16 protein-coding genes are annotated in these 26,591 nt (G+C 66.8%); 4 read left to right on the top strand and 12 right to left on the bottom strand.

The annotated features are described in order from the left end of the window. Both CYJ10_RS00955 and CYJ10_RS00950 read right to left on the bottom strand, forming a co-directional pair. Positions 1-3,156, bottom strand: coding sequence for an efflux RND transporter permease subunit (locus CYJ10_RS00955; RefSeq protein ID WP_101679711.1), 3,156 nt, complete (start codon positions 3,154-3,156; stop codon positions 1-3). Between the two features lie 39 nt (positions 3,157-3,195). After that, complete coding sequence (locus CYJ10_RS00950) at positions 3,196-4,455, bottom strand: efflux RND transporter periplasmic adaptor subunit (protein WP_101679710.1); 1,260 nt, start codon at positions 4,453-4,455, stop codon at positions 3,196-3,198. A gap of 431 nt (positions 4,456-4,886) precedes the next feature. Between CYJ10_RS00950 and CYJ10_RS00945 the strand changes: the two genes are divergently transcribed. Continuing rightward, positions 4,887-5,600 carry a TetR family transcriptional regulator gene (locus CYJ10_RS00945; protein ID WP_101679709.1) on the top strand — a complete coding sequence of 238 codons (714 nt, stop codon included), beginning with the start codon at positions 4,887-4,889 and terminating at the stop codon, positions 5,598-5,600. Between the two features lie 69 nt (positions 5,601-5,669). Here CYJ10_RS00945 and CYJ10_RS00940 read toward each other — a convergent pair whose 3' ends face one another. After that, complete coding sequence (locus tag CYJ10_RS00940) at positions 5,670-6,761, bottom strand: ABC transporter substrate-binding protein (protein ID WP_180862839.1); 1,092 nt, start codon at positions 6,759-6,761, stop codon at positions 5,670-5,672. 223 nt (positions 6,762-6,984) lie between these two features. On the opposite strand from CYJ10_RS00940, the gene CYJ10_RS00935 reads away from it, so the two are divergent. Together CYJ10_RS00935 and CYJ10_RS00930 are read left to right on the top strand one after the other, a co-directional pair. Further along, positions 6,985-7,677: a response regulator gene (locus tag CYJ10_RS00935; protein WP_101679708.1), complete on the top strand. Its 693-nt coding sequence runs from the start codon at positions 6,985-6,987 to the stop codon at positions 7,675-7,677. 1 nt (position 7,678) lies between these two features. Beyond that, the gene (locus tag CYJ10_RS00930; RefSeq protein ID WP_101679707.1) at positions 7,679-9,157 is read left to right on the top strand and encodes a sensor histidine kinase; all 1,479 of its coding nucleotides are present in this window, start codon (positions 7,679-7,681) and stop codon (positions 9,155-9,157) included. Positions 9,158-9,215: 58 nt separating this feature from the next. Here CYJ10_RS00930 and CYJ10_RS00925 read toward each other — a convergent pair whose 3' ends face one another. The 9 genes from CYJ10_RS00925 to CYJ10_RS00885 form a co-directional block, all read right to left on the bottom strand. After that, complete coding sequence (locus tag CYJ10_RS00925) at positions 9,216-10,079, bottom strand: ChaN family lipoprotein (RefSeq protein ID WP_257991899.1); 864 nt, start codon at positions 10,077-10,079, stop codon at positions 9,216-9,218. After that, the gene (locus tag CYJ10_RS00920) at positions 10,076-10,441 is read right to left on the bottom strand and encodes a DUF2149 domain-containing protein (RefSeq protein ID WP_101679706.1); all 366 of its coding nucleotides are present in this window, start codon (positions 10,439-10,441) and stop codon (positions 10,076-10,078) included. Before CYJ10_RS00920 ends, CYJ10_RS00925 begins: the two co-directional genes overlap by 4 nt. Further along, on the bottom strand, positions 10,438-10,947 hold the full coding sequence (locus CYJ10_RS00915) for a MotA/TolQ/ExbB proton channel family protein (RefSeq protein ID WP_101679705.1): 510 nt from the start codon (positions 10,945-10,947) through the stop codon (positions 10,438-10,440). Before CYJ10_RS00915 ends, CYJ10_RS00920 begins: the two co-directional genes overlap by 4 nt. 98 nt (positions 10,948-11,045) lie before the next feature. Then, entirely contained in the window at positions 11,046-15,041 is a 3,996-nt protein-coding gene (gene cobN / locus CYJ10_RS00910; protein WP_257991896.1) for a cobaltochelatase subunit CobN, read from the bottom strand. Positions 15,042-15,054: 13 nt separating this feature from the next. Beyond that, a complete protein-coding gene (locus CYJ10_RS00905) occupies positions 15,055-17,319 on the bottom strand; it encodes a TonB-dependent hemoglobin/transferrin/lactoferrin family receptor (protein ID WP_101679704.1) in 2,265 nt (754 codons plus the stop codon). Between the two features lie 302 nt (positions 17,320-17,621). Next, positions 17,622-20,807: an efflux RND transporter permease subunit gene (locus CYJ10_RS00900; RefSeq protein WP_101679703.1), complete on the bottom strand. Its 3,186-nt coding sequence runs from the start codon at positions 20,805-20,807 to the stop codon at positions 17,622-17,624. A gap of 4 nt (positions 20,808-20,811) precedes the next feature. After that, positions 20,812-22,062: an efflux RND transporter periplasmic adaptor subunit gene (locus CYJ10_RS00895; protein ID WP_101679702.1), complete on the bottom strand. Its 1,251-nt coding sequence runs from the start codon at positions 22,060-22,062 to the stop codon at positions 20,812-20,814. Between the two features lie 280 nt (positions 22,063-22,342). Beyond that, complete coding sequence (locus CYJ10_RS00890; protein WP_101679701.1) at positions 22,343-22,987, bottom strand: MOSC domain-containing protein; 645 nt, start codon at positions 22,985-22,987, stop codon at positions 22,343-22,345. 186 nt (positions 22,988-23,173) lie between these two features. Further along, positions 23,174-24,187 carry a D-2-hydroxyacid dehydrogenase family protein gene (locus tag CYJ10_RS00885; protein ID WP_101679700.1) on the bottom strand — a complete coding sequence of 338 codons (1,014 nt, stop codon included), beginning with the start codon at positions 24,185-24,187 and terminating at the stop codon, positions 23,174-23,176. Between the two features lie 534 nt (positions 24,188-24,721). Here CYJ10_RS00885 and CYJ10_RS00880 point away from each other — a divergent pair. After that, a complete protein-coding gene (locus tag CYJ10_RS00880) occupies positions 24,722-26,575 on the top strand; it encodes a phosphoenolpyruvate carboxykinase (GTP) (RefSeq protein WP_101679699.1) in 1,854 nt (617 codons plus the stop codon). The last annotated feature ends 16 nt before the right edge of the window (positions 26,576-26,591 follow it).

Raw genomic sequence — 26,591 nt, 5'->3', positions numbered from 1 at the left:
TCAGATTTCCTTCTGGCTGCTTTCCAGGCGCGCCTGCTCACGTTCGTGCTGTGCCTTGCTGCCCTTGAACCGGCTGCGCACCACCACAAAGAATACCGGCACCAGGAAGATGGCCAGTACCGTTGCCGTGATCATGCCGCCCATTACGCCCGTACCGATGGCGCGCTGGCTGCCCGAGCCGGCACCCGTGGAGATGGCCAGCGGCAGCACGCCCAGGATGAACGCCATCGACGTCATCAGGATCGGGCGGAACCGCAGGTGCACCGCTTCCAGCGTGGCATCGACCAGGCTACGGCCCTGCGCCTGCAGGTCCTTGGCGAATTCCACGATCAGGATGGCGTTCTTCGCCGACAGGCCGATCGTGGCGATCAGGCCCACCTTGAAGTACACGTCGTTGGGCAGGCCGCGCAGCGTCACGCCCAGCAGTGCGCCGATCACGCCCAGCGGCACCACCAGCAGCACCGACACCGGGATCGACCAGCTCTCGTAGAGGGCGGCCAGACACAGGAACACGATGACCAGCGACAGCGTGTAGAGGATCGGTTCCTGCGATCCGGCCAAGCGTTCTTCATACGACTGGCCCGACCACTCGAAGCCGAAGCCCGGCGGCAGCTTGGCGAAGTTCTCTTCCATCACGCGCATCGCCTCGCCGGTGGACTTGCCCGGCGCGGCCTGACCCGCCAGCTTCACCGCCGGCATGCCGTTGTAGCGCTCCAGGCGCGGCGAACCCATCACCCACTGCGACGTGGAGAACGCCGAGAACGCCACCATGTCGCCGTTGGCGTTGCGCACGCGCAGCTTGCCAAGATCGTCGGGCAGCAGGCGGTCAGCCCCCTGCGCCTGCACGATCACGCGGCGTACGCGGCCTTCGTAGATGAAGTCATTCACATACGAGGAGCCGAAGGAGATCGACAGCGTCTGGTTGATGTCCGCCACCGCCACGCCCAGCGCACGCGCCTTCTCGCGGTCGATGTCGATGCGCAGCTGCGGCGCGTCTTCCTGGCCTTCCGGACGCACGCCCACCAGGGCCGGCGACTGTGCCGCCATGCCGAGCATCATGTTGCGTGCTTCCATCAGCTTGGCGTGGCCCTGGCCGGTACGGTCCTGCAGGCGGAAGTCAAAGCCCGACGAGTTGCCCAGCTCCGAAATGGCAGGCGGGTTCAGCGGGAAGATGATCGCGTCCTTGATGAACGACAGCGCGCCGAACGCACGGCCCACCAGCGCCTGCGCGGTCTGGTCGGCACCCGGACGCTCCTTCCAGTCCTTCAGGCGCACGAACGCGATACCGCCGTTCTGGCCACGGCCGAAGAACGAGAAGCCGGCCACCGTGATCATCTGGTCCACCACCTTCGATTCTTTCTGTAGGTAGTAGTCCTCGATCTGCTTGAGCACACCGATCGTGCGCTCTTGCGTGGCGCCCGTGGGCAGTTGCACGACCGTGATCATGTAGCCCTGATCTTCGTCAGGCAGGAACGACGACGGCAGGCGCTGGAACAGCAGCACCACGCCGGCGATGATCACCGCGTAGACGATCAGGTAGCGGCCCGAGCGCTTGAGGATGCGCGCCACGATGCCCTGGTAGCCGGTCGACGCCGTGGCGAACGTCCGGTTGAACCAGCCGAAGAAGCCCTTGCGCTCGTGGTGATGGCCTGCCTCCACCGGCTTGAGCAGCGTCGCGCACAGGGCCGGCGTCAGCGTCAGCGCCAGGATGGCCGAAAACACCATCGACGAGATCAGCGACAGCGAGAACTGGCGGTAGATGTTGCCGACCGAACCCGAGAAGAACGCCATCGGGATGAACACGGCGGTCAGCACCAGCGTGATGCCGACGATGGCGCCCGTGATCTGGCCCATGGCCTTGCGGGTCGCCTCGCGTGGCGAGAGACCTTCCTCGCTCATGATTCGCTCGACGTTCTCGACCACCACGATGGCATCGTCCACCAGGATACCGATGGCCAGCACCATGCCGAACATGGTCAGCACGTTGATCGAGAAGCCGAACGCCAGCATGGCGCCGAACGTACCCAGCAGCGCCACCGGCACCACCAGCGTGGGGATCAGCGTGGCCCGGAAGTTCTGCAGGAACAGGTACATCACCAGGAACACCAGCACCACGGCTTCTAGCAGCGTCTTGACCACTTCCTCGATCGAGATCTTCACGAACGCGGACGTGTCGTAGGGAACGCTGAACTCGTAGTCGGGCGGGAAGAAGCGCTGCAGCTCTTCCATCTTGGCGCGCACGGCGGTGGCCGTGGCCAGCGCATTGCCCGTGGGCGACAGCTTGATGGCAATGGCCGATGCCGGCTTGCCGTTGATGCGTGCCAGCGTCGAATAGTCGGCGCCGCCCAGCTCAACGCTGCCCACGTCCTTGATGCGCACCGACGAGCCGTCCGGATTCACGCGCAGCAGGACGTTGGCGAACTGCTCGGGCGTGGTCAGCCGGCTTTCGGTACTGACCGTGGCGTTAAGCTCGGTGCCGCGCGGCGACGGCGTGCCGCCGAGTTCGCCCACGGCCACCTGGATGTTCTGCTCCGACACGGCGGCCGTCACATCCAGCGGCGTCAGGTTGTAACCCGTCAGCTTGGCCGGATCGAGCCAGATCCGCATCGCGTACTCGGTGCCGAACAGGTCGGCGGCACCCACGCCGGGCACGCGGCGGATCGAATCCACCACCTGCGCCGACACGAAGTTGCCGAGCTCGATCGCGTCGGATTTACCCGACTTCGACGAGACCGTGATGAACATCATGTAGTTGTTGCCGGCCTTGTCGACCCGCACGCCCTGTTGGCGCACCTCCGCCGGCAGACGCGCTTCCACGCGCTTCAGGCGGTTCTGCACTTCCACCGAGTTCAGGTCGGCGTTCGAGCCCGGCGCGAACGAGATGTTGATCGTGGCCAGCCCCGACGATTCACTTTGCGATTCGTAGTAGAGCAGGTTGGGTGCGCCGTTGAGCTCCTGCTCGATCGGCGTAATCACCGAGTCCTCGATCGTCTTGGCCGACGCACCGGGGTAGGTGGTGGTCACCGTGATGATCGGCGGGGCGATATTGGGGTACTGCGCGATCGGAAGCTGCACGATCGACAACAGACCGCCCAGCACGATGATCAACGCGAGTACCCACGCGAACACCGGCCGGTCGATAAAAAACTTCGCCATGAAACTGGCTCCCTTTTATGGCTTTGGTCGAAGGCCCGATCAGCCTTGCTTGGCGGCCGACTTGTCGTCAGCCTTGGCGTCCTTGCCGCCCGCGGCGGGCTTGTCGCCCTGCGCGGTGGCGGCCGGCGCCGATGCCGGAGCATCGGCGGTCTTCGGGGCCTGGAACGGCACGGCCTTGGCCGGTGCGCCCGGGCGCACCTTCTGCAGGCCTTCCACGATCACCTTTTCACCGCCCTTCAGGCCTTCGGTCACGACCCAGCGGTCGCCAATGGCCTGCGGCGCCTTGACCGGCAGCGCGGCCACGTTGCCGTCGGTGCCCACCACCAGCACGCTGGCGCCCTGGGCACTGCGGATCAGTGCGCGTTGCGGCACGGTCAGCGCGTTCTCGTCGACACCCTGCTCGATCTTCACGCGCACGAACGTGCCCGACAGCAGTTCACGCTTCGGGTTCGGGAATTCGGCCCGCAGTGTGATGGCGCCGGTCGTCGGATCGACGGTCATGTCCGAGAACAGCAGCTTGCCCGTGGCGGCGTATTCCTTGTCGCCGGCTTCCGGATACAGATGCACCTTGGCGCCGCCGTTCACGCCCTTGACCTTGCCCGACTCGATGGCGGCACGCAGGCGCGCCACTTCCGAAGCGGGCTGGGTGAAGGTCACCCAGATCGGATCGACCTGCTCGACGGTGGTCAGCTTGGTGGCTTCGCCCTTGCCGACCAGCGCACCTTCGGTCACCTGGGCCCGGCCCACGCGGCCGGAGATCGGCGACGTCACCGTGGTGTAGCCCAGGTTGATCTGGGCCGTGGTGACGGCGGCCTTGGCGGCGGCGATGTCGGCATTGGCCTGGCCAGCGGCGGCCACGGCTTCGTCATATTCCTGCTTGCTGACCGCGTTCACGGCCACCAGCGGCTTGTAGCGCTCCGCCTTCTGGCGCGCGGAGACCGCATTGGCTTCGGCGCGCTCCAGCTGCGCCTTGGCCGAGGCCAGCTGCGCCTGGTACGGGGCGGGATCGATGCGGAACAGCACCTGGCCGGCCTTGACCTCGCCACCTTCGGTGTAATTGCGCGACAGGACAATGCCTTCGACGCGCGCACGCACTTCGGCCGTGCGTACGCCTTCGAGACGACCCGGCAATTCATTGACAACGGCAACGGCAGACGGCGTGACGGTGACCACACCCACTTCCGGCGGCGGCATCGCGCCGCCCTGGGCTGCCTTCTGGCCACAGGCGGACAGCGCCAGGGCAGCGGCAGTGACGGCGGCAGCGACAGCTGCGCTACGGATACGTTGGGACTTCCTCATCGATAACCCCATGATGAAAATTTGAGATCCGCCGCGACGCCCCCAACGTGGAGCTGGAAGCAGGCGCGCCCCGGGGGCGGGGCGCGGCGGCTAAAAAGTGATGCCTGAGTCAAACAGACCCAAGGCGAGCGGGTGACTGGTCACCGCAACCGGGCAAAAAAACGGCTTGGCCGAAGTCCGGACAGGGGAGTAGTATAGATACATTCGCGCATGTATGTAAGTCCCGGTTACGAATTTAGCGCTGTTCGCAACACATGGCACCTGTTGTGTGCATTGGAATGTTCCGCGCCTGTGAGCACGATTGTTCCATTCAAGGTACGATGCGGCCGCCGGTGCGATTGAGCAATTTTTGGAAGAGAAGCCCTTCGGCGCACGTGCGCCAGGGATCAGGAGACCCGGATGGCCGCCCACTGGCCCCGGGCAAAGAGGAAATGGTCAGACGTACCAAGGAAGAAGCGCTCGAGACGCGCAACCGGATTCTGGATGCGGCGGAGGCCGTGTTTCACGCCCGTGGCGTGGCACGCCCGTCGCTGGCCGACATTGCCGAGGCGGCAGGCGTCACGCGCGGCGCGATCTACTGGCACTTCAAGAACAAGAGCGACGTGTTCGCCGCCATGGCCGACCGCGTGAACCTGCCCGTGGAAGCGCTGTGCGCGCCCGAGCGGCTTGCGCTGCAGGAAGACCCGCTCGGCGGCATCCGCGATATCTGTGCGTTCGTGTTCCGCCAGACCGTCACCAATCCGCAGTGGCGCCGCGTCTTCGAGATCATCTTCCACAAGTGCGAGATGGTGGAGGACAACGGCGCCATCTTTGAACGCCAGCGGGCGTCGCACCAGGACGGCACGGTCAAGATGCGCGAGCACCTGCGCCTGGCCATGGAACGCAACCAGTTGCCGGCGGACCTGGACCTCGATCTGGCCGTGATGGCATTCCACGCCGCGATCGGCGGCGTGCTGGCCCACTGGCTGTTTTCCCCCACCGATTTCGATCTGAGCCGCGAGGCCGAGCGCCTGGCGGACACCTTCATCGACACGCTGCGCCTGTCGCCGGCATTGCGCGTGGGCTATGTGCCGCGCCCGATGGCGCCGCTGGACCAGGAAATGGCGGCACTGTGCGAGCGCCAGCCGCAGGTCGTGGCCGAATAGCGTCTGGCGCCGGCTTCAGCCGGCCGCCAATCCAGTCGATTCAGCCGACACAATCCGACCCAGCCCGACTCAACCCTTGAGCGCCTGGCGCCAGCGCGCGAGGAAGGCTTTCTTGCGCAAGGCGTCCTGCGCGGCCAGCAGGCCGGGCCCCACGCTGATCGGCTTGAGCGCGTAGCCGAGCCGCTCGGCCAGGGCATTGGCCGTATGCGCGCTGTCGGTATCGGTGCGGATGGTATAGAGCTGCGACGTGGACTGCCCCAGCAGCGCCTGGCCCTCGCGCGACAACAGGTAATCCAGCCATAGCCGGGCGGCATTGGGCCGCGGCGCACGGCGCGCGATAAACGCCACGCGCGACATCACCAGCGTGTAGTCGCGCGGCGCAATCACGCCGATACCGGCGCCGCGCTCCATCAGCGACAGCGCGTACGACCCCAGCAGGTTGTATCCCAGCACCAGTTCCCCACTGGCAATACGCTCGACCATGTCGGCCGTGGACGCCGACAGTTGCACCTGGGCACGCCCGAGCGCCTGCGCCAGGTACCAGAATTCACTGCCCATGCGGGCGTCCTGCTGCGCCAGCAGGTAGCCCACGCCCGAGCGCTCCACGTCGTACGTCACCACCTTGCCGCGCCACTGCGGCGCATGCTCCTGCAGCAGGCGCGCCAGGCCGCTGCGGCTGCCCGGCACATGTGCCGACGCGAAATGCTTGCGGTTGTAGACGATGACGGCCGGCTCGAACGTGGTACCCCAGGCTTCGTCGCGCCACACCGCCCAGCTGGGCAAGCCAGGGCGTTCGGGCGAGTCGTAACGCTGGGCATGGCCATCGTTGACGAGCTTGATCTGCAGGTCCATGGCCGTGCTCCACAGCACGTCGGCGCAGGCGGCGTCGCGGCTCGGTGGGGCCGGCCCCATGCTCGCGCTCTCGGCCAGGAAGCGATCGTGCAGCTCCAGCGTGTTGAGATCCTGGTAGCGCACGTGCACGCCGGGATACCGCGTCTCGAAGCCCCGGATCAGCGGCTGCACCACTTCCAGATCGGTCGATGCGTAGATCGTGACGCCGCCCTCGCGCTGCGCGCGTGCAATGACGTCGGCGTAATCGCCCGGATAACCGTCCGGCGCGCGCGGCACAGGCTGGGCCAGCACCGGCAACCCCATGGCCATGGCCCCGCCTGCCAGCAGCAGCTGGCGGCGCGTGACGCAGGACGGTTCCGGCAGGGATGCGGATGCAATGGGCGGGGGCGGCACGGAAGAGACGACGTTGGTGTGCAGACGATGGGATGGCAGCCAGCAGACACCTGCGGGCAGGGCGGGGGTATTATAGGCGCCCGCGGCACGCACGGGCTGCCCGCGAGACACGACAAAAAGCGGGCAGAGGAGGTCCGGCATGCGCATCCTGCTGGTGGAAGACGAGGTAGAACTGGCCCGCTGGGTGGCGCGCGCACTGGAGCAGGGCGGCTTCGTCATCGAGCATGTCGCCGATGGCCTGCAGGCCGACACGCGCCTGATGGCCGAGGAATACGACGCCGTGGTGCTGGACCTGCGCCTGCCCGGCAAGGATGGCCTAGCCGTGCTCAAGACCATGCGCGGCCGCGACGACCGCACGCCGGTGCTGATCCTGACCGCACAGGACACGCTCGACGAACGCGTGCGCGGCCTGAACCTGGGCGCCGACGACTACCTGCCCAAGCCGTTCGCCATTGCCGAACTCGAAGCCCGCATCCTGGCCCTGATCCGCCGCAGCCGCGGTCGCGCGCATCCGCGCCTGCAATGCGGCACGCTGGTGTTCGACGGCGAGACGCGCAGTTTTACGCTGGGCGGCGGACCGCTGTCGCTGACCCCGCGCGAATCGACGCTGCTCGGCGCACTGCTGGCCCGTAGCGGCCAGCCGCTGACCAAGGCGCAGCTGCTGGACAAGGTGTTCTCGCTCGATGCCGACGTGAGCCCCGACGCCATCGAAGTGCTGGTCTACCGCCTGCGCAAGAAGCTGACCGGCCACGGCGTGACCATCGTCACGCTACGCGGGTTCGGCTACCTGCTGGAACCCGAAGCCACGGAACCGCCCAAGGCCGGAGCCTGACATGTGGCGTCGCCACCTGCGCCAGCGCGCACGCCTGCCGGTACGCCTGTGGCTGCGCGGCAGCCTGCGCCGCCAGCTGCTGATCCTGCTGGTGCCGGCGCTGGCGCTGATGATGGCCGTCGACACCTGGTTCACCTACGGCACCCTGCGCGATGCTGCCAACACGGCCTACGACCGCTCGCTATACGGCTCGATCCGCACCATCGATAACGCCATCGGCATGGCCGGCGAAAGCGTCCAGCTCACGCTGCCCGACGCGGCGATGGAGATGTTCGAGACGGCCGCGCAGACCCATGTGTTCTATCGCGTGTCGATGGAGCGCGGCACCCGCATCGAGACCGTGACCGGCTACGACGACCTGCCGCTGCCCAAGGGCGCGCTCGTCAACAACGTGCCGCGCTTCAACGACGCCGTCTACCACGGCGATCCGGTGCGCGTCGCCACGATGGCGCGGCCCATCTACCGGCCCGACGCCAACATGCGTGTCATCATCCAGGTGGCCGAAACCGCCGAGCCGCGCGCCGCCCTGATCGGCAACGTCTGGCGCAGCGCGCTGCTGCGCGATATCGCGCTGATCGTGCTGTCGGCCGTGATCCTGGTCGGCGGCATCACCTACGTGCTCAAGCCGCTGCAACGGGTACGCGACGATGTCCGAGCACGCTCGCCAGACGATCTCGCGCCGCTGGCCTTCGACGTGGTGCCCGTGGAAGTGCGGCCGCTGGTCGATGCGGTCAACCTGCACGTATCGCGCTCGGAAGCCATGGCGCAATCGCAGACGCAGTTCATTGCCGACGCCGCGCATCAGCTGCGCACGCCGCTGGCCATTCTCAAGACCCAGGCCGAATTCGCGCAGCGCCAGCTGCAGATGCGCCATGACGAGCCGGCCCGCGAGGCCGCCGCCGAAGCCGTAGGCGGCATCGTTACGCAACTGGAGCAGGCCGCACGCCTGACGAACCAGCTGCTGGCACTGGCCCGCGTGCGACAGCCGGGGCGCGATGGCGCCGCACAGGACGACGAAGCGGACATCATCGACGCCGTGACGGTGGCCGAGCAGGTTGCGCTGGATTACCTGCCACTGGCACGCGGCAAACAGCAGGATTTTGGATGGGAGCGTCCCGCCGGACTGACGCTGCCGGTACGCGCGGACGCGGCCCTGCTGCGCGAGGCGCTGGCCAACCTGGTACACAACGCCATCCAGTATTCGGGACGCGGCAGCCGCATCACGCTGTCCGCCGCCCAGCGTGACGGCCGCGCGCTGCTGGTGGTCGAGGACGATGGCCCCGGCATTCCGGAGAGCGAACGCGAGAAGGTGTTCGCCCGCTTCTACCGGCGTGTGGAAAACACCGAGCCAGGGTCCGGGCTCGGGCTGGCGATCACGCGCGAAATGGCGGCCAGGTTCGGCGGCACGGTGACGCTGCGCGATGCCACGCAGGGCAGGGGGTTGCGCGCGGAACTGAGTTTCGCGCTGATGGATGCGTAGCGAGCTTTTGCGCGCCGCTCCCATGACATGGAAGCGGCGCGCAAGAAAACCGGACGCCTTACTGTTTCATCGGCTTGCCCATCACCGCTCCCTTGCACGGGTCCTCACGCTCCTGGGCCGGCACGCGCACCACGACGTCGAAGCCCTTGTCGGGCGAGTCCGTCTCGATATAGCCGACGCTGAGTACACGCGTATCGCGTTCGGGCAGCCAGCGTGGCACGCCAATATCGCGCCGCACATGGCCGTTGCCGGCAATCAGCACCGCACCCCGGCTGGCATACGGCCGCAACGTCTGCGCCATCACAGCGTCGCGGGCGGCCTGGGCGTTCAGCATGCCCGGCAACATCGCCTTCGGGAAATGGCCGCAGTGGCCGGCGTCGAGCGCGGCGGTCTGCGCAGTCACGATATCGGCTGGCAACGCCCCATCCAGCCCCAGTGCGGTCTGCTGGTCGTTGGCGAAGACATCGCCATAGCCGCCGCGCACAATCTTTGCCGCATCGGCCCGGGACAGATTCGCCGCGCGTAGCGGCAGGTTGTACTGAAGCGCCAACGCCACCACGGGCTTGTACAGCGTCCAGTCCCATCCGCTCTTGGCGCCGCCCGCCTGTTCGATCAGATAGTCGGCATCGTGCGGCCGTTCGCGCCGTGCCCGCTCGATGTCGGGCTGGCGCTCCCGGTCGAACTGTTCCATCGCGATAGCCGGGCGCCAGCCCGCTTCCACCGCACGCGTCAGCGCCTGCAGGCGCTGCTGCTGGGCGGGCGCGCTGTCATGGACTTCGCCCAGCAGCACGTACGACTTGTCGGTGAATTTCAGGCTGATCGCCGCCGGCGTTGCGTTGGGCGGGGTGGCCGTCGATGCGCAACCCGTGGCAAGCGCCACGGCAGCCGCCATCGCAAGCAGGGCAAAGGGTGTGCGCATCATGGCCTTGCGGGCTCCGGTTGCGTTTGTGCCTGGGTGGCGCCGTTCGCTGCGGCCGGCGTCTCGGGTACGTAGACCATCGATCCGTCCTTCATGCGATAGGCCACGCCGGCCTTGATGCCGTCGCCCGACCCCACCTGGCCGCTGGCCTGGTAACGCACGATTTTCTCGCCCTGGCGCGACACGATTTCCATGTTCGGCTTGCCCGGGTTGGAGATGATCGTCACGTCCTGGTGCGTGAACGGATTGAGCGGGTTCTGCGCGATGGTCACCAGCAGCGCGGCAATCACCACCAGGAACACGTCGATCAGGTTCACGACCGACAGGATCGGATCGTCGGCCTCGCTTTCCTCAAGAAACTTCATGCCTCGGACTCCCATTGCGGGTGGGACTGGCCCAGCCAGACCAGTTCCTCGGCCAGCCAGCGCCGACGCACATTGACCACCCAGAACGTGATGCTGGCCGCGATCAGCGCCAGGATCACGGCCGAGAACGCGATGGTCAGGTTTTCGCCCACGTTGGCCAGGTTGCCGCCGGACAGCCCCTTGAGGGCCGGGCCCATCGGGATCATCGTCGCCACCAGACCCAGCATCGGCGCCACGCGCGTGGCAATGCGCGGGCGCTCCAGCAGCTTGTGCGCGGTCACGTCGAGCGCGTCGGGGTGGCTGACCTTGTGCCGGCGCGCCCAGGCCACCAGCGGATAGCCACGGCCCGAGCTGACGGGGTTGCGGCTGCGCAGCCAGGCCTGCATCGCAAAATCGCCAAGTGCCCAGAAGGCATAGAGGAACAGCAGCGCTATCAGCGCCAGCGTCGGGTACAGGAACAGCTGGCCAACGTCGTACATCAAGGTTTCAAGCAGGGTAGGGGTCATGGTCAAGCAAGGTCGTATATCTATATGATTAATGGTCAATGACTTTTGTAAGTCATCTAAATTCTTTACGTAAATATATAATTGGACGCCCCAGTTCCTCAGCCGCTCAATCGCCGCCGCGCGCTGATCGCGCCGCCGACGATGGCTGCCGCCAGGGCGATGCCACCGGCCAGCCAAGATAGCACCGGCACGATGGCAGCGGCAGGTGGCTTGCGCGCCTCCAGCTTCATGCCCTGCACCGGTTGCGGCCGGGCGGGGGCCGGAGGTTGCGACGGGGCCGATGGCGATGTTGCCGCCTCGGCTGCCTGCGTGGCTGGCTTGGGGCTGGGCGGCATGGGCTTAGGCCGGGCGGGTGCTGCCGACGGCTCCGTGCCGTACCCGGGTGCGTCGTTCGCCACGGCCTGTCGATAGGCGTTGAACTGGCGATTGTTGCTGCGGACATCGTGCCGCTGCGCCAGATCGTCGTAACGCCTTGCCAGCGTTTTCAGCAGCGCGGCATCGGCATGCCAGTAGCCCTTGCGCGCCGCTTCCAGCATCCGCTCGATGACCTGCGCCTGGGCCTGCGGCGCATGGCGCTCGAACCACGCGTTCAGGCCGAGCTTGTGCTTGTCGTTGACATACACCTCGGCGAATTCCGTCCACTGGTCGTCGCGCACGATCTCGGGCGAGACCGCCGTCCAGCCCCAGAAGTTATTCACGGTGTCGAGCATATTCAGCGCGCCGCTATAACCCTCGGCCTTCATGCCTTCGATCCAGCCCGGATGGAAGTAGCGCGTGCGCAGTTCCGTGGCCAGGAACGCCGCCGCCGTCTCCGTCTTGGCCTGGTTCGCATCACGCAGATTCGAGATCAGCAATTCGGGCGCCTTGCCGGTCAGGTGCCGCACGGCCAGCCCGATGCCGCCCAGGTACTGGAACGGGTCGTCGGTGGTCAGCATGCCGTACAGGTTCGAGCTGCGCGCCAGCAACGCACCATCCACGCCCTTCAGGTTCTCGGCATAGAGGTTGGCCTGCGGCAACTTCTCGCCCCAGTGCTGCGCATCGGGCCCGTAGGCATACTGCATGCGCGACAGGTACAGGTTGGCCAGCTTCGCATCCGCGGCCTTGCCACTGCCGAAGCTGTCGGTCTCCAGCGTCGCATCGTTCAGGCCCGTGCCGTAGTTGCCCGATTCGCTCGCAAAGATCCGAGTGATCGCCAGGTCGTCCACCCGATCCGGCGCCACCCCCAGCTTCACCAGCCGCGCACGCACGTCGCGGGTGTTGACGGCCACCACGTTGTCGGGCTCGGGCTGCGCGGCGGCCAGCTTCACGGCCTCGGCCAGCCACTTCATCAGGTTCGGAAAGTGGTCGCGATAGAGGCCCGTCGCGGACAGCACCGCGTCCACGCGCGGGCGGCCCAGTTCGCTCGGCGTCATCGACTCCACGCCCACCACGCGGCCGCCGTCGTCCCATTTCGGGCGGATGCCGAGCACGGCCATTGCCTGGGCTTCGAGCATGCCCTGGTGCCGCATCGTCTCGACGCTCCATAGTGAAAACGCCAGCTTCTTCGGATACTGGCCATGGCGTTTGCGCCAGTCGGCGATCATCGCTTCGGCAGCAGCCTGGCCGGCCTTCCACGCCTCGCGGCTCGGCACCTTCGATGGATCGAAGCCATAGAGATTGCGTCCCGTCGGCAAGGCATCGGGGTTGCGCACCGGGTCGCCGCCTGTACCCGTCATCACGTGGCGCCCGGCCAGCGCCGTGAGCAGGCCCTCAGTCTCAGGGCTCGCGTCAAGGCTGGCGTAGAGCTTGCGCGCCCGCTGCATGTCTTCGCGCTGCCTCGGGTCGGCCAGCGATTCGAGCGGGGCATTGTCGACCACGTAGCGGCGCACCATCGCGTACGGCGCGGTCTGCGACAGCTGCGCGTAGTCCACCGCGAACAGCTCCTCCGGCTCGTCGGGGAAGACGCGCTTGAGCCAATCCTTGCCCAGCATGGCCATGGTCGTGAACAGGCGCAGCCCCTGGTCCTGCGATTGCCCAAACGTGTGCAGCCCATACGGCTGCAGCGTGCCACCGAGTTCGTGCAGGCGGATGTGCAGGGCGTCCAGATAGGCCGCGAAACCTGCCCGCGCACGCGCCTCGGTCCAGCCCATGTCCTCGAACACGTGCATCGACTTGCTGCGCGTCAGGATGTCAGCCGCCAGCGTGTCTTTTACCGCGCCTTCGTCCTGCCCCAGATAGGCGTGCAGCTGGTCATGCAGCTGCGTCAGGTCGGTGTGCAGGCCGGCGGGCCGGAACGGCGGCGTCTGGTGGCTGATGATGACGGCGCGGCCGCGCCGCTTGGCCTGGATGGCCTCGCCCACGTCGTCAACGATGTACGGATAGATTACCGGTACGTCGCCCAGCACCAGGTACGGCTGGTCCGTCGTGGCCAGCGCGCGCTCCTTGCCGGGCGTCCATTCCTGCGTGCCGTGCGTGCCGTAGTGCACCAGCGCCTCACGGTCCTGGCGCGCCCACAGGTAGGCGGCCATGTAGAAATGGTTCAGCGGCGTCTTCGTGGAGTGATAGAGCGCCTTCTCGTCCGATTCGCTGCGCTCGCCACGCGGTGGCACCGGCATCAGCGCCACATTGCCAAGCTGCAGGCGCGGGATCAAGAAACCGGACTCGCCGTTGCGCGTGGTCGCCATCGTCGATTGCTCCGGCTGGCCCCACCGTCCCGTCACCGCCGCGCGCAGATCGGCCGGCTGCGCATCGAACCAGGCGCGATAGCGTGACATCGGCATCCATTCGGCCAACCCGGCATCGAGCAGCGGTTGCAGCCGATCGGTGCGATAGAACGGCGCCAGCAATGCGCCCAGGTCTCGCTGCAGGGTGGCTTCGTCCGCAGCCTCGGTGCGATAGCCCGTCGCCTGCAAGGCGGCCAGCGTGCCCGCCAGGCTCTTCGGCAGGTTCAAGAAGGACGCCGACAGGTTCTTCTCGCCGGCCGGATAGTTGTAGAACAGGATGGCAACGCGCTTGTCGGCGTTCGGCTTGCGTTGCAGCGCGGTCAGCGCAATGGCCTTGCTGGCCACGGCGTCGATCTGCGCAGGCAGGCTCACGATGGCGCCATCGCCCTTGGCCGTGGCGGCGGCCAGCATCGGATCGATCACCCCCGCGAGTTCGGGCTGCACCAAATAGAAGGGCGTATCGGTCAGGCTGATGCCATGCGGGTCGGCAGCCCAATCGGCCGCGTCGCCCTTGCGATACGGCATCACCTGCAGCACCGGGATGCCCAGCGCCTCGAACTCTGCCTTGCGGCCCTGCGGGTTCAGCATGATCTGTCCGTTGATCAGCACGTCGACCATGCGCTTGCCGCCGGGCGCGGCCATGCGTGTGATGCCGTCTGCGTCCATGACCGGCCCGTAGAACACCAGTGCACGGGCGTTGCGCGCCTCGATGCGTGCCACCAGGTCGTCGATGAACGCGCTGTCGAGCCCGGACACATAGGCCTGATGGATCGCCACGCCAACCACGGGCGCGCCCTCGGCGCCCGACGCGCGCAACGCCTCGATGGCCGACGCGGTCACCACGTTCGGCAGGCGCGGATGGTAGTACGCGGCCTTCGGAAAGATCATGGGTGGCGGAATCGACGGATCGTGACGCAGGCGGAAGTGATCGGCAGCCAGCGTGCGCATCATCGCGTCGAAGTTCGCCCGGCCACCGTTGGCGTAGTAGGCCTGCAACTGCGTGGCGAGCGCGTTATCGATGCCATGCGCCTCGAAGCGGTCCGTCGCCAGCAGCAGGCGTGGCGTTTTCGACTGGGTCCACAGCGGCCCGAGCTGCGCAAGCATGGCCGTAACGATGTGGTCGCGTGGCGCATCGACGATCAGCAGGTCTGTCTGCGTGGCAAAGGCATCGAGGTCCTTAGCGGCGAGCTTTTCGATATAGCGCGCCTCCAGCGCCATGCCTTGCCGGGCCGCCATGTCGCGCAGCGGCGCGAACTTGCCGGCGGGCACCGGCGATGTGGTCAGGATATGGATGGCCGGCGCGGCCAGGGCGGTCTGCACAGACAGCGCCAGCAGCAGTACGCCAAGCCACGCGGCCAACCATCTTGTCGTTTTCGATTGTGGGGACATCATGCCTCCTGGCTCGTCAAAACGCGACCTTCACGGCAGCGGCGACAGTACGACCCGGCTGCGTGTAGAAATCCAGTCCCGGCTCCGTGGCGGACACGCCGGTCTGGCGCACATCGCCCCACAGCCAGTACTTCTTGTCGAACAGGTTGTTGACGGCCAGCGTCAGCGTGGCGCGCTTGCCGATGCGCCACCAGGCCTGCAGGTCGACCACGCCATAGCCGCCCGGCTTGAAGTACGTAAAGGACGAATCGTCAGTGCGCGTCACCGCCCTGGCGCCGCGCCAGCGCACTGCCGCGCCGGGGCCTTCGCCCACCGACGGCTCCCACGTCAGGCCCGCCGACGCACGCAGCGGCGACACGCTGTTCAGCGGCTGGTCCGTCTGCTCGTTGGTGCCGTGCGCGTAGGCCACCGCGCCGTCGACACGCCACTGCGGCAGGAAGCGCCACACGCCGCGCCATTCGGCGCCGTAGATGCGTACCTTCGCCTGGTTGCGATACTGGTAGGTGGCGCGCAGCCCCGGCAGGCAGGCGGGGTCAGACGGACAGGTCAACTGCACCTGTTCGATGAAATCCTTGTACCGGTTGTCGAACACGGCCACGCTGGTCTGCACGTTTTCGTCGGTGTAACGCACGCCCACCTCCAGCGAGCGGCTCTTCTCCGCATTCAGGTCGCCGTTCGGCGCCGCGCCATAGCCCTGCACCGGGTTCCGGAAGCTGCCGTTGATCTCCTGGTAGTTCGGCGCGCGATAGCCAAACACGTACTGCGCCCACACGTTGACGCGCTCGGTGGCCTGCCACAGCGCCGACAGCTTCGGCGACAGGTTCGAGTCGCTCTGGCTGATGGCCGGCCTGGCGGCCACGCTGTTGTACAGCGCGTCGTTGTCGGGCCCCAGCGAATAATGGTCGAAGCGCAGGCCCGGCGTCACGGTGACCCGGCCCCCCAGGAAGCGCAGTTCGTCCTGCACGAACACCCCCACCTGACGCGTCTCGCCCTTCGGGAAGTCGTGCAGCGGGAAGTTCTCGCCGGCCAGCGACTTCGTGGTGGTGCCTGCGGTGGTGTTGACCACAGTGGCGTCGCGATACTCCTGAGACTCGGTGCGGATGAAGTCGACGCCGCCGATCACACGGTGTTCCACGTTGCCCGTGCTGAACGACTTGTCGGCCTGGAAGTTGAAGCCGGTCTGCTGCTGCGCAAAGCCGAAGCCCAGCGCCACGTTGCACAGGTTCGTGCCGGCCGTGGTGCCCGAGCATCCCGCGCTGGTACGGCTGCGCACCTGGTTGGTCAGGGTGGCGGTCTGGCTCTTCTGGTAGTAGACGGCCGCGGTCAGGCGGTCGAGCACACCGTTTTCCGGGCGCCATTCGTAATCCAGCGATACGCGATTGCGCTCCATGTCTTCGGTGCCGCTGGCCGACGTCACGCGCGGCAGCGACGGGGACAGGCGCAGGATGTCGGTCGTGCTGCTGGCGTCGCGATGTTCGTAGGTCAGCTTGAAGCGCTGGCGCGGCGTGGCATTGAGCACGATCTTGCCGAGATAGGCATTGGTTTCCACGTCCTGCGGGTTCGGCTCGCTACGCGAGGTGGACACCGAGCCGTCACCGCCCATGTTCTGCATCTCGTGCGCCGTGCGGTGCGCGTACATGAACAGGCCCTGGACCATGTCGTTGCCGCCCGCCACGCCGACCGTCTGGCCGAATCCGTTGTCGATGCCGTTCCAGCCCAGGCCCGCCTCGCCGCCCACGGCCTTGCCGCGCATCAGGTCCTGCGGGTCCTTGGTCGCGTACGACACCACGCCGCCGATGGCATCGGACCCATACAGGCTCGACGCCGGTCCGCGCAGCACTTCCACGCGCTTCAGGAACGAGAACTCGGGCGCGTCGCGCGTGGATGTGGAGATGTTCGACGGGCCGCCACCGCTGTAGAAGTCGGGCAGGCGCACGCCGTCCACCATCTGCAGCACGCGGTTGTCTTCGATCCCCCGGATGTTGATGCTGCCGGCACCGTAGCGGCGGCGATCGCGCGGCACGTCGATGTCCGGCTCGTCGGCGAACAGGCCGGCCTCGTCCACCGGCATCGACTGCCCGATCTTGCGCGCGTCCTCGACGGTAATGGTCGAGGCCACGGCGTCGGCGCGTTCTTCGGTACGCGTGGCGGTGACCACCACCTCACTCAACTGCGGCGCGTCGACGGCCCACAGTGGCGTGCAAAGCGTGGCGCAGACGGCGGCAACCGGCGTGAACCGGACAGCGGCGCGCACCCGACGCGCCAGGAAACAGCGTTTCATTGGATTTCCCCTTTAAAGCATGCGAAACGCTGGCTGGCTCGGCGCGCCGGAACGAGCGTCCGGACAGCGGGGGGGCGAAAGGCTGGCTGACGTATGACCGGCGAGCCTCTGGTCGTCATTTATTTTGGCCGCCGTTGAAAACGAGAATTATTCTCGTTTGATGCGGATATGACAAGTACTCGACTTGAAAGGCCGTCGACGCCTGTGGTTTTTCGGGAAAGAAGGCGGGAGGAGGGGGAAAAGCGGGGCCGGAGATGGCGTCCCCTCCCGCGCGCGGGGAGGGGACGCACTCACGGTGTCAATCAGTGCGCAACCGCCTCGGGCTGCTTCTGTTCCAGCGGATTGCCTTCGGCGTCGATCTGCAGCGGGCCGGTGCCCGAGTAGCGGTCCAGCGCCAGGTAGATCACCGGCGTGATGAACAGCGTGATGACCTGCGAGAACAGCAGGCCGCCCACCACGGCCAGCCCCAGCGGCTGGCGCAGTTCGGCGCCCGCGCCCAGGCCCAGCGCCAGTGGCAGGGCACCCATCACGGCGGCGAACGTGGTCATCATGATCGGCCGGAATCGCAGCAGGCACGCCTGCCGGATTGCCTTGCCTGGCGCCATCCCGTGCTCGCGCTGCGCCGCCAGCGCGAAGTCGATCATCATGATTGCGTTCTTCTTGACGATACCGATCAGCATCAGCACGCCGATTGTTGCAATCAGCGACAGTTCGACGTTGAAGATGAACAGCGTCAGCAGCGCGCCGATGGCCGCCGACGGCAGGCCGGCCAGGATAGTCAGCGGGTGGATATAGCTCTCGTAGAGCACGCCCAGCAGCGTGTATATCACTGCGATGGCCGCCACCAGCAGCACCACCTGCGTGGCCTGCGACGACTGGAACACGGCCGCGTCGCCCCCCCAGCTGGTGAAGATCGACGACGGCATCTCGATTTCCCTGCTGAAGCGGTCGATCAGCTTCGAGGCATCGCCCAGCGCCGCACCCGGGGCCAGGTTGAACGACACCGTCACCGACGGCAACTGGCCCTGGTGGTTCACCGCGATCGGGCCCACCCGGCGCTCGGTCGTGGCAAACGCCGACACCGGCACCATCTGCCCGGTCTTGCTGCGCACGTAGAGCTTGGAGAACGCGGTCTCGTCCACGCGGTCGACATCGGCGGCGGTCAGGATCACGTAGTAGTTGTCGATCGGCGTGTAGATCGTCGACACCTGCCGCTCGCCGAACGCCGTGTACAGCGCCGCGCGCACGTCCTGCATCTGCACGCCCATCGCGTTGGCCTTGTCGCGGTCGATGGTCAGCTGTGCCTCCAGGCCCGACTGCTGCGAATCGCTGGTCACGTCGCGGAACACCGGCTCTGCGCGCATCCTGGCCATGAGCTTGTCGCTGAATTCCTGCAGTTGGCCCGGCTTCACGCTCTGCAGCGTGTACTGGTAGCGGCTCTTGCTCTGGCGGCCGCCCAGGCGCAGGTTCTGCACCGGCGAGAAGTACACCTGCAGGCCCGGCACACCCGACACATCCTTGCGCAGCGACTCCACCACCTGCGGCATCTTCGGGCGCTGGCCCAGCGGCTTCAGCTCCACGAACATGCGGCCCGTGTTGATGGCCGGCGACGGGCCGCCGCCAATCGACGCCACCACGCTCTTCACCGCCGGGTTGGCGCGGATGCGCTCGGCGGCGTCACGCAGGCGCTCGGACATCGCATCGAACGAAATATCCTGCGGCCCTTCGGCGTTGACCTGGATCTGGCCGATGTCCTCCTCGGGGAAGAAGCCCTTGGGGATCTTCACGAACAGCACGGCGGTCAGCACGAACGTCAAACCCGCCGCCGCCAGCACCACGCGCCGGTGCGCCAGGCACCAGTCCAGGCCGTGCGCGTACTTGTGCAGCGTCCACTCGAACAGGTCTTCAAACCACTGCGTGGCACGCAGGCCGATGGTCTGCTTCTGCTGCACGTGGTGTGCCGGCGCGCCTTGCGGATGATCGCCATAGGTATGCTGCGATTCATCGATGGGCACGTTTTCGGCCGACAGGAAGCGCGCGCACAGCATCGGAATCAGCGTCAGCGACACCAGCGCCGACACCAAGATCGACAGCGACACCACTGCGGCGAATTCGTGGAACAGCAGGCCGATCACGCCCGGCATGAAGAAGATCGGGATAAACACCGCCACCAGCGAGATCGAGATCGACAGGATGGTGAAGCCCATCTCGCGCGACCCCACCAGCGCGGCCTTGAGCGGCGGCACGCCTTCCTCGATGTGACGCACGATGTTCTCTAGCATCACGATGGCGTCGTCCACCACCAGGCCAACGGCCAGCGTGATGGCCAGCAGCGACACGTTGTCGAGGCTGTAGCCGAACGCCTTCATCAGCGCCACGGTGCCGATCAGCGAGATCGGCAGCGACACGGTGGGGATCAGCGTGGCGGCCGCGCGGCGCAGGAACAGGAAGATCACCATCACCACCAGCGCCAGCGTGAACTGCACGTCGTGGATCGACTCGCGGATGGAGTTCGAGCGGTCGTTCACCACGCTCACATTGACCGACGCCGGCATCTGCTGCACCAGACGCGGCAGGGCGCCCTTGATGCCATCGACCACTTTCACCGTATTGGCGTCGGGCTGGCGCAGCACGGCCAGCACGATCGACCGCTCGTTGTTGAGCCAGCTGCCGGTCTTGATCGTCTCGACGCTGTCTTCCACGTCGGCCACGTCAGACAGCCGCACCACGGCGCCGCTGGGCTGGCTGGCCACGATGATGTTGCGGAACGCGTCGGCGCTGGTCATCTGGCGGTTGGCCTGGATGGTCAGCGTCTGGCGCGCGCCGTCCAGCGTACCCACCGGCGTGTTGGCGTTGGCGCGATTGAGCGCCGTGGCCAGTTCGTCGAGCGTCATGCCGCGGGCGGCCAGCGCGTCGGGGTGGGCGCGTACGCGCACCGAGAACCGCTTCTGCCCGAAGATCTGCACCTGGGCCACGCCGGGCAGCGTGGCCAGCGTGGGCGAGATCAGATTGTCGCCAAACGCGTTCAGCTCGCCCAGGCTCATCGACGGCGAGTTGATGGCCAGCAAGATCACCGGCGCATCGGCCGGGTTCACCTTGCGGTACGACGGCGGCACCGTCATCTCGATCGGCAGCGACCGCTGCGCGCGGAACAGCGCGGCCTGCACGTCCACGGCCGCGTCGTCGATATTGCGGTCGCTGTTGAATTCGATCGTGATGCTCGAGTTGCCGAGCGTGTTCGACGAACTGATCACCGTCACGCCCGGGATCGTGGCGAACTGCTTCTCGAGCTGCGTGGCCACCGACGCGGCCATGGTCTCGGGGCTGGCGCCGGGCAGCGTGGCCGTGACCTGGATCACGGGCGAGTTGAAGCTGGGCAGGGCCGCGATCGGAATCGTCGGGTACAGCACGATGCCCGTGACGATGACGGCCAGGCACAGCAGTACCGTCATCACGGGCCGGCGGATACAGAGCTCGGACAGCGACATGGTCTTAGTGCCCGCTATTGGCCGATGCCGGCGCCGCGGCGGCGGGCGCCGAAGCACCACGCGCTGCGGCCTCGCGCACCAGCGTGCCCGGACGCAGGTTCTGCGCGCCTTCGGTCACCACGCGGGCACCCGGCGGCACGCCTTCCACCACGGCGGCGGCGGCGGTGGTCACCACCACCTTGACGGGCACGCGCGCCACCTTGCTGTCGGGCTGCACGGTGTAGACGAACCGGCCCTCGGGCCCCGTCACCACGGCCTGGGGCGGCACGCTCAGCGCGTTCTTCAGCACCTGCACCGTCGCGTTCACATTGGCGTAGGTGCCAGGCCAGAGCCGGTGCTCGTCGTTGGGAAACATCGCCTTGACGCGGATGCTGCCGTACTGCGGGTCCACCGTATTGTCGACGAACGTGATCTTGCCGCTTACCGGGGACGGATTGCCGTCGTTGGGCTGCGCGGACACCGTGACCGGGCCCGCCTGCAGCGCCTCGCGCAGCGCGGCCAGCTGGCGCTCGGGCAGCGTGAACATCACCGTGATCGGTGCGATCTGGGCGACCGTCACCATCGCGGGCGTGGTAGTGGTGTTGGCCGGCGTCACCAGCGAGCCCGGAAACACGTTGATCACGCCGGTGCGGCCGCCGATGGTGGCCCGGATCTGCCCGTAGCTGATGGCCACCTGGCCGGCCTCGATGGCAGCCTGGTCGGCCCGGATCGTGGCTTCAAAACCGTCGACCTTGGCCTGGGCGGTATCCACCGCGCTGCGCGAGATGAAATTGCGCTGCAGCAGTTCCTGGCTGCGGGCCAGCGTGCGGCGCGCGTCGGACAGATCGGCCTGGTCGCGCATCAGCTGTGCACGGGCTTTGGCCAGGTTGGCCTCGTCCATGCGCGTGTCCAGCGTGAACAGCAGGTCGCCCGGCTTCACGGACTGGCCTTCCTTGATATGTACGGTGCGCACGGTGCTGGAAACCTGCGGACGCACGTCCACGGTCTGCATCGCGGTCACGGTGCCGTTGGCGGTCACCTCCACGGGCACGTCGGCCTGCCGGACCACCGCGGTGCTCACGGTAGTGACGGCCGGGCCCTTGGCCACCGGCTTCGGTGCCAGCCACGCTTTCCAGCCAAACCAGCCTGCCAGAGCCAGTACCACCAGCCCTGCAATGGCCACCCAGGGCGATGTGCGGCCGCGTCCTGCCGAAGTGGACGCGCTCCAGTTGCCATCGACGAAGCCTTTCGGCTGGTCGATCCCGTCTGTTTTCATGTGAGGACCCTCAAATGCAGCATGGCGCGCTCCCCAAATGGCCCCGGCTTCTTGGATCCGGTCGTGCCCGCGCAAATCGCTACTAGTACCGCATTGCCCTTTCTAGGCAAAGTGCGATGTATTACAAGCCATTACAGCATCATCGGGGGAGGATGTCTGGACCAGCAGGGAAGGGTCGCTCGAATTGCTTGTATCAGAAGCAAAACATTAGCAGAAATGCGTGACGACTCAACTCGGGACTAACGCGGGCTTATGCGCGATGTTCGCGGCACGTGGCGATTCAGGCGCCAGAACGCTGGCTCAGGCACGCCATGGAGACCTGGCGCGGGCCCGGCGTCAGCACCATGCTGTCGCCGGCGCGGATCACGCCGGATTGGACCACGCTCAGGTACACGCCGGAAAAGCCACTGTGCGTCATGTCGCGCACCGCCTGGGCATACCCCATCACCGCGTTGAGCTTGTAACAGGGCCGACGTGGCGATTCCACCACAAGTTCCACTTCGCCAACGCGCAGGCGGTCGCCCACCCACAGCGCGGCTTCGAGCAGGCCCTGGGTCGTCAGGTTTTCGCCCATCGCGCCAAAAGCCAGCGGCCGCTCGGCTTCTTCCACGCCGGCCTCGCGGCGGCGCGCATTCCACCACGTGTAGTGTTCGATCGGATAGGCATACACGGCCCGGCCCGGCCCCCCGTGAATGGTGCGATCCACCTGCTCGTCGCCCGCCAGCCCAAGGCGATGCACGCCCACGGCAATCGGGTGATGCAGGGTGCTCAGGGGATGCTTGCGGATGGCCGACATGACCACCGCCTCGGTGCCGGCCCCGGCCACCACCAGGGGCAGGGCCACGCCGACATTGATCGCGAGCACACGACCGACAGCCGTGCCACCGGCGCCTGCGGGATTGGGACGCGGATCGGATTCGGCCACGGTACGCCCTCCTTGCGTGTGCGGGGCCTGCGCGCATGCACCGGAACGCGGTGCCACGCGCTGACGTTTTGAACCGAGTGTACCGGCTCGTCCGCTCGTTGGAAGGGGGGCAATGTGGGGAAACAGACGCACGCGGGGCAGGCGTGCGTCAGGCGGCTGGCGGCGGGGACGGCGCCCCGGCCAGACTCAGCGCGACAGGTCGGGCGTCAGCGCCTTGGGATTGACGATGCTGTCGTGCTTGCCGCCCAGCACATCGAGGATGTTCTGGAAGGCAGTGCGGAAGTACAGCTCGTAGCTGTCGCGCTCCACGTATCCCAGGTGCGGCGTGCAGATGCAGTTTTCCATGCGCAGCAGCGCGTGGCCTTGCAGGATCGGCTCGGACTCGAACACGTCCACGGCCGCCATGCCCGGGCGCCCCCGGTTCAGCGCCGCCACCAGGGCGTTTTCCTCGATCAGCTCGGCACGGCTGGTGTTGACGAACAGCGCCGTGGGCTTCATGCGCTGCAGGTCGGCCAGCTTGACGATGCCACGCGTCTCGTCCGTCAGGCGCAGGTGCAGCGACAGCACATCGCTGTCGGCAAAGAGCTGTTCGACGGATTCGGCCACGTTCAGGCCGTCCTCGCGCGCGCCCTGCTGCGACGCCTCGCGGCCCCAGACCAGCACGTTCATGCCGAAGGCGCGGCCGTAGCCGGCCAGCAGGCGGCCGATCTTGCCATAGCCCCAGATGCCCAGCGTCTGGCCGCGCAGCACCTGGCCCAGGCCGAAGTTCGGCGGCATGGTGGTCGATTTCAGGCCCGACTGCTGCCAGGCACCGTGCTTGAGGCTGGCGACGTACTGGGGAATGCGCCGCTGGGCGGCCATGATCAGCGCCCAGGTCAGTTCCGCCGGCGCCACCGGCGAACCCACGCCCTGCAGCACCACCACGCCACGGTCGGTACAGGCATCCAGGTCCACATGGCTGCCGGCACGGCCGGTCTGGCTGATGATCTTGAGCTTGGGCAGCTTTTCCAGCAATTGACGCGTTACCCGCGTGCGTTCGCGGATCAGGACCAGCGCTTCCACGTCCGAAAGCCGCGCGGCCAGCTGGCCTACGCCCTTGACGGTGTTGTTGAAGACCTTGACGTCGTGCCCTTCCAGCAGGGTAAAGCACGGCAGCTTGCGTACGGCGTCCTGGTAATCGTCGAGAACGGCAATCTTCATGGGTGACTCTTTGACCTCGGGGGCTTGGTGCGCGCGGCCACAGAATCAGCGCGCGACCGACAGTATTGTTGACTTCCCTGACGCAACATTGACAGATGACAGTCCCGGCGGGCGGCCCCGCACGGCAAGGGTGCGCGGGGGATTTCCGGCATTCTGGCAGGGGAAACAATGCTGCGCAGCAAAAAACAGGGTGTCCGTACAGTGGTATTCTTGCCCGCCTCCGCGGCGCAACAGTGCGGGCAACAGTGCGGTCGAGCCAAGCTCCCGCCCCCTGTTCGCCGCCGGACAATGCCCGACCGGACCCTGCCACCCGCCAAAAGCGGGCGAAGCGCAACTGTAGCGCAGCCGCAGGGACCCCCGCGACCATTTGCGCGGATTCGGTCGTCGCCGAGTTGTAACGGGATGTGACGGTCATCCAGCGAGTGCGCCATGCCCAACGCGGGCGTGCCGCGCCGACGTCCGCCTTTCCCCGAAAGACCCGGCAACGCCCAGATCGGACATGACACGGTTTCCCTTTTGCTTTGGAGCAGTCAGATGAACCACCCCACCATGCAAGGCACCCCGGCACTGAACGTGCCGACCTGGGTAAAGAACCAGAAACTGGTCGCCTGGGTTGCAGAAATTGCCTCTCTCACCAAGCCTGACCAGATCTACTGGTGCGACGGCTCGCAGGAAGAATACGACCGCCTGTGCGAACAGATGGTGGCCGCGGGCACCATGCGCCGCCTGAACCCGGCCAAGCGCAAGAACTCGTTCCTGGCCCTGTCCGACCCGTCCGACGTGGCACGCGTGGAAGACCGCACCTTCATCTGCTCCGAGAAGAAGGAAGACGCAGGCCCGACCAACAACTGGACGGCCCCGGCCGAAATGCGCACGACGCTGGCCGGCCTGTTCGACGGCTGCATGCGCGGCCGCACCCTGTACGTGGTGCCGTTCTCGATGGGCCCGCTGGGTTCGCCGATCGCCCACATTGGCGTGGAGCTGTCCGACTCCCCGTACGTGGCCGTGAACATGCGCATCATGACCCGCATGGGCCGCGCCGTGTATGACGTGCTGGGCACCGACGGCGAGTTCGTGCCGTGCGTCCACACCGTGGGCAAGCCGCTGGTGGCCGGCGAAAAGGACGTGGCCTGGCCGTGCAACCCGACCAAGTACATCGTCCATTTCCCGGAATCGCGCGAGATCTGGTCGTTCGGCTCGGGCTACGGCGGCAACGCGCTGCTGGGCAAGAAGTGCTTTGCACTGCGCATCGCCTCGACAATGGGCCGTGACGAAGGCTGGCTGGCCGAGCACATGCTGATCCTGGGCGTGACCTCGCCCGAGGGCAAGAAATACCACGTGGCCGCCGCGTTCCCGTCGGCCTGCGGCAAGACCAACTTCGCCATGCTGATCCCGCCGACGGGCTTCGATGGCTGGAAGATCACCACGATCGGCGACGATATCGCCTGGATCAAGCCGGGCCAGGACGGCCGCCTGTACGCGATCAACCCTGAAGCTGGCTACTTCGGCGTGGCCCCGGGCACGAGCGAGAAGACCAACTACAACGCGATGGCGACCCTGAAGGAAAACGTCATCTTCACCAACGTCGCGCTGACCGATGACGGCGACGTGTGGTGGGAAGGCATGACCCGCGAAGCCCCGGCGCACCTGATCGACTGGCAGGGCAAGGACTGGACGCCGGCCATCGCCAAGGAAACCGGCGCCAAGGCCGCCCACCCGAACGCGCGCTTCACGGCGCCGGCGTCGCAGTGCCCGTCGATCGACGACAACTGGGACAACCCGGCTGGCGTGGCCATCGATGCATTCATCTTCGGCGGCCGCCGCAGCACGACGGTGCCGCTGGTGACCGAAGCCCGCAACTGGACCGAAGGCGTGTACATGGCCGCCACGATGGGTTCGGAGACCACCGCTGCCGCCGCCGGCCAGCAAGGCGTGGTGCGCCGCGACCCGTTCGCGATGCTGCCGTTCTGCGGCTACAACATGAGCGACTACTTCGGCCACTGGCTCGCGCTGGGCAAGAAGCTGGAAGCCGCTGGCGCCAAGCTGCCGAAGTTCTACTGCGTGAACTGGTTCCGCAAGGACGCGGACGGCAACTTCGTGTGGCCGGGCTTCGGTGAAAACATGCGCGTGCTGTCGTGGATGATCGACCGCGTGGAAGGCAGCGGCCAGGGCGTGGACCACGTGTTCGGCACGTCGCCGCGTTACGCCGACCTGAACTGGGACGGCCTGCCGTTCACGGCCGCGCAGTTCGACCTGGTCACGTCGATCGACCAGGACGCCTGGCAGAAGGAACTGGCCCTGCACGACGAACTGTTCACCCAGCTCAAGCACAACCTGCCGCAGGCCCTGGTGGAAACCAAGTTGGCCCTGGCCAAGCGCCTGGGCTGATCGCCCCGGCTGCACA

The organism is Cupriavidus pauculus (genome assembly GCF_002858765.1).
Lineage (GTDB): Bacteria > Pseudomonadota > Gammaproteobacteria > Burkholderiales > Burkholderiaceae > Cupriavidus > Cupriavidus pauculus_B.
Note: the sequence above shows the minus strand (reverse complement) of the source record. Positions and strands in the feature narration are given on the sequence as shown.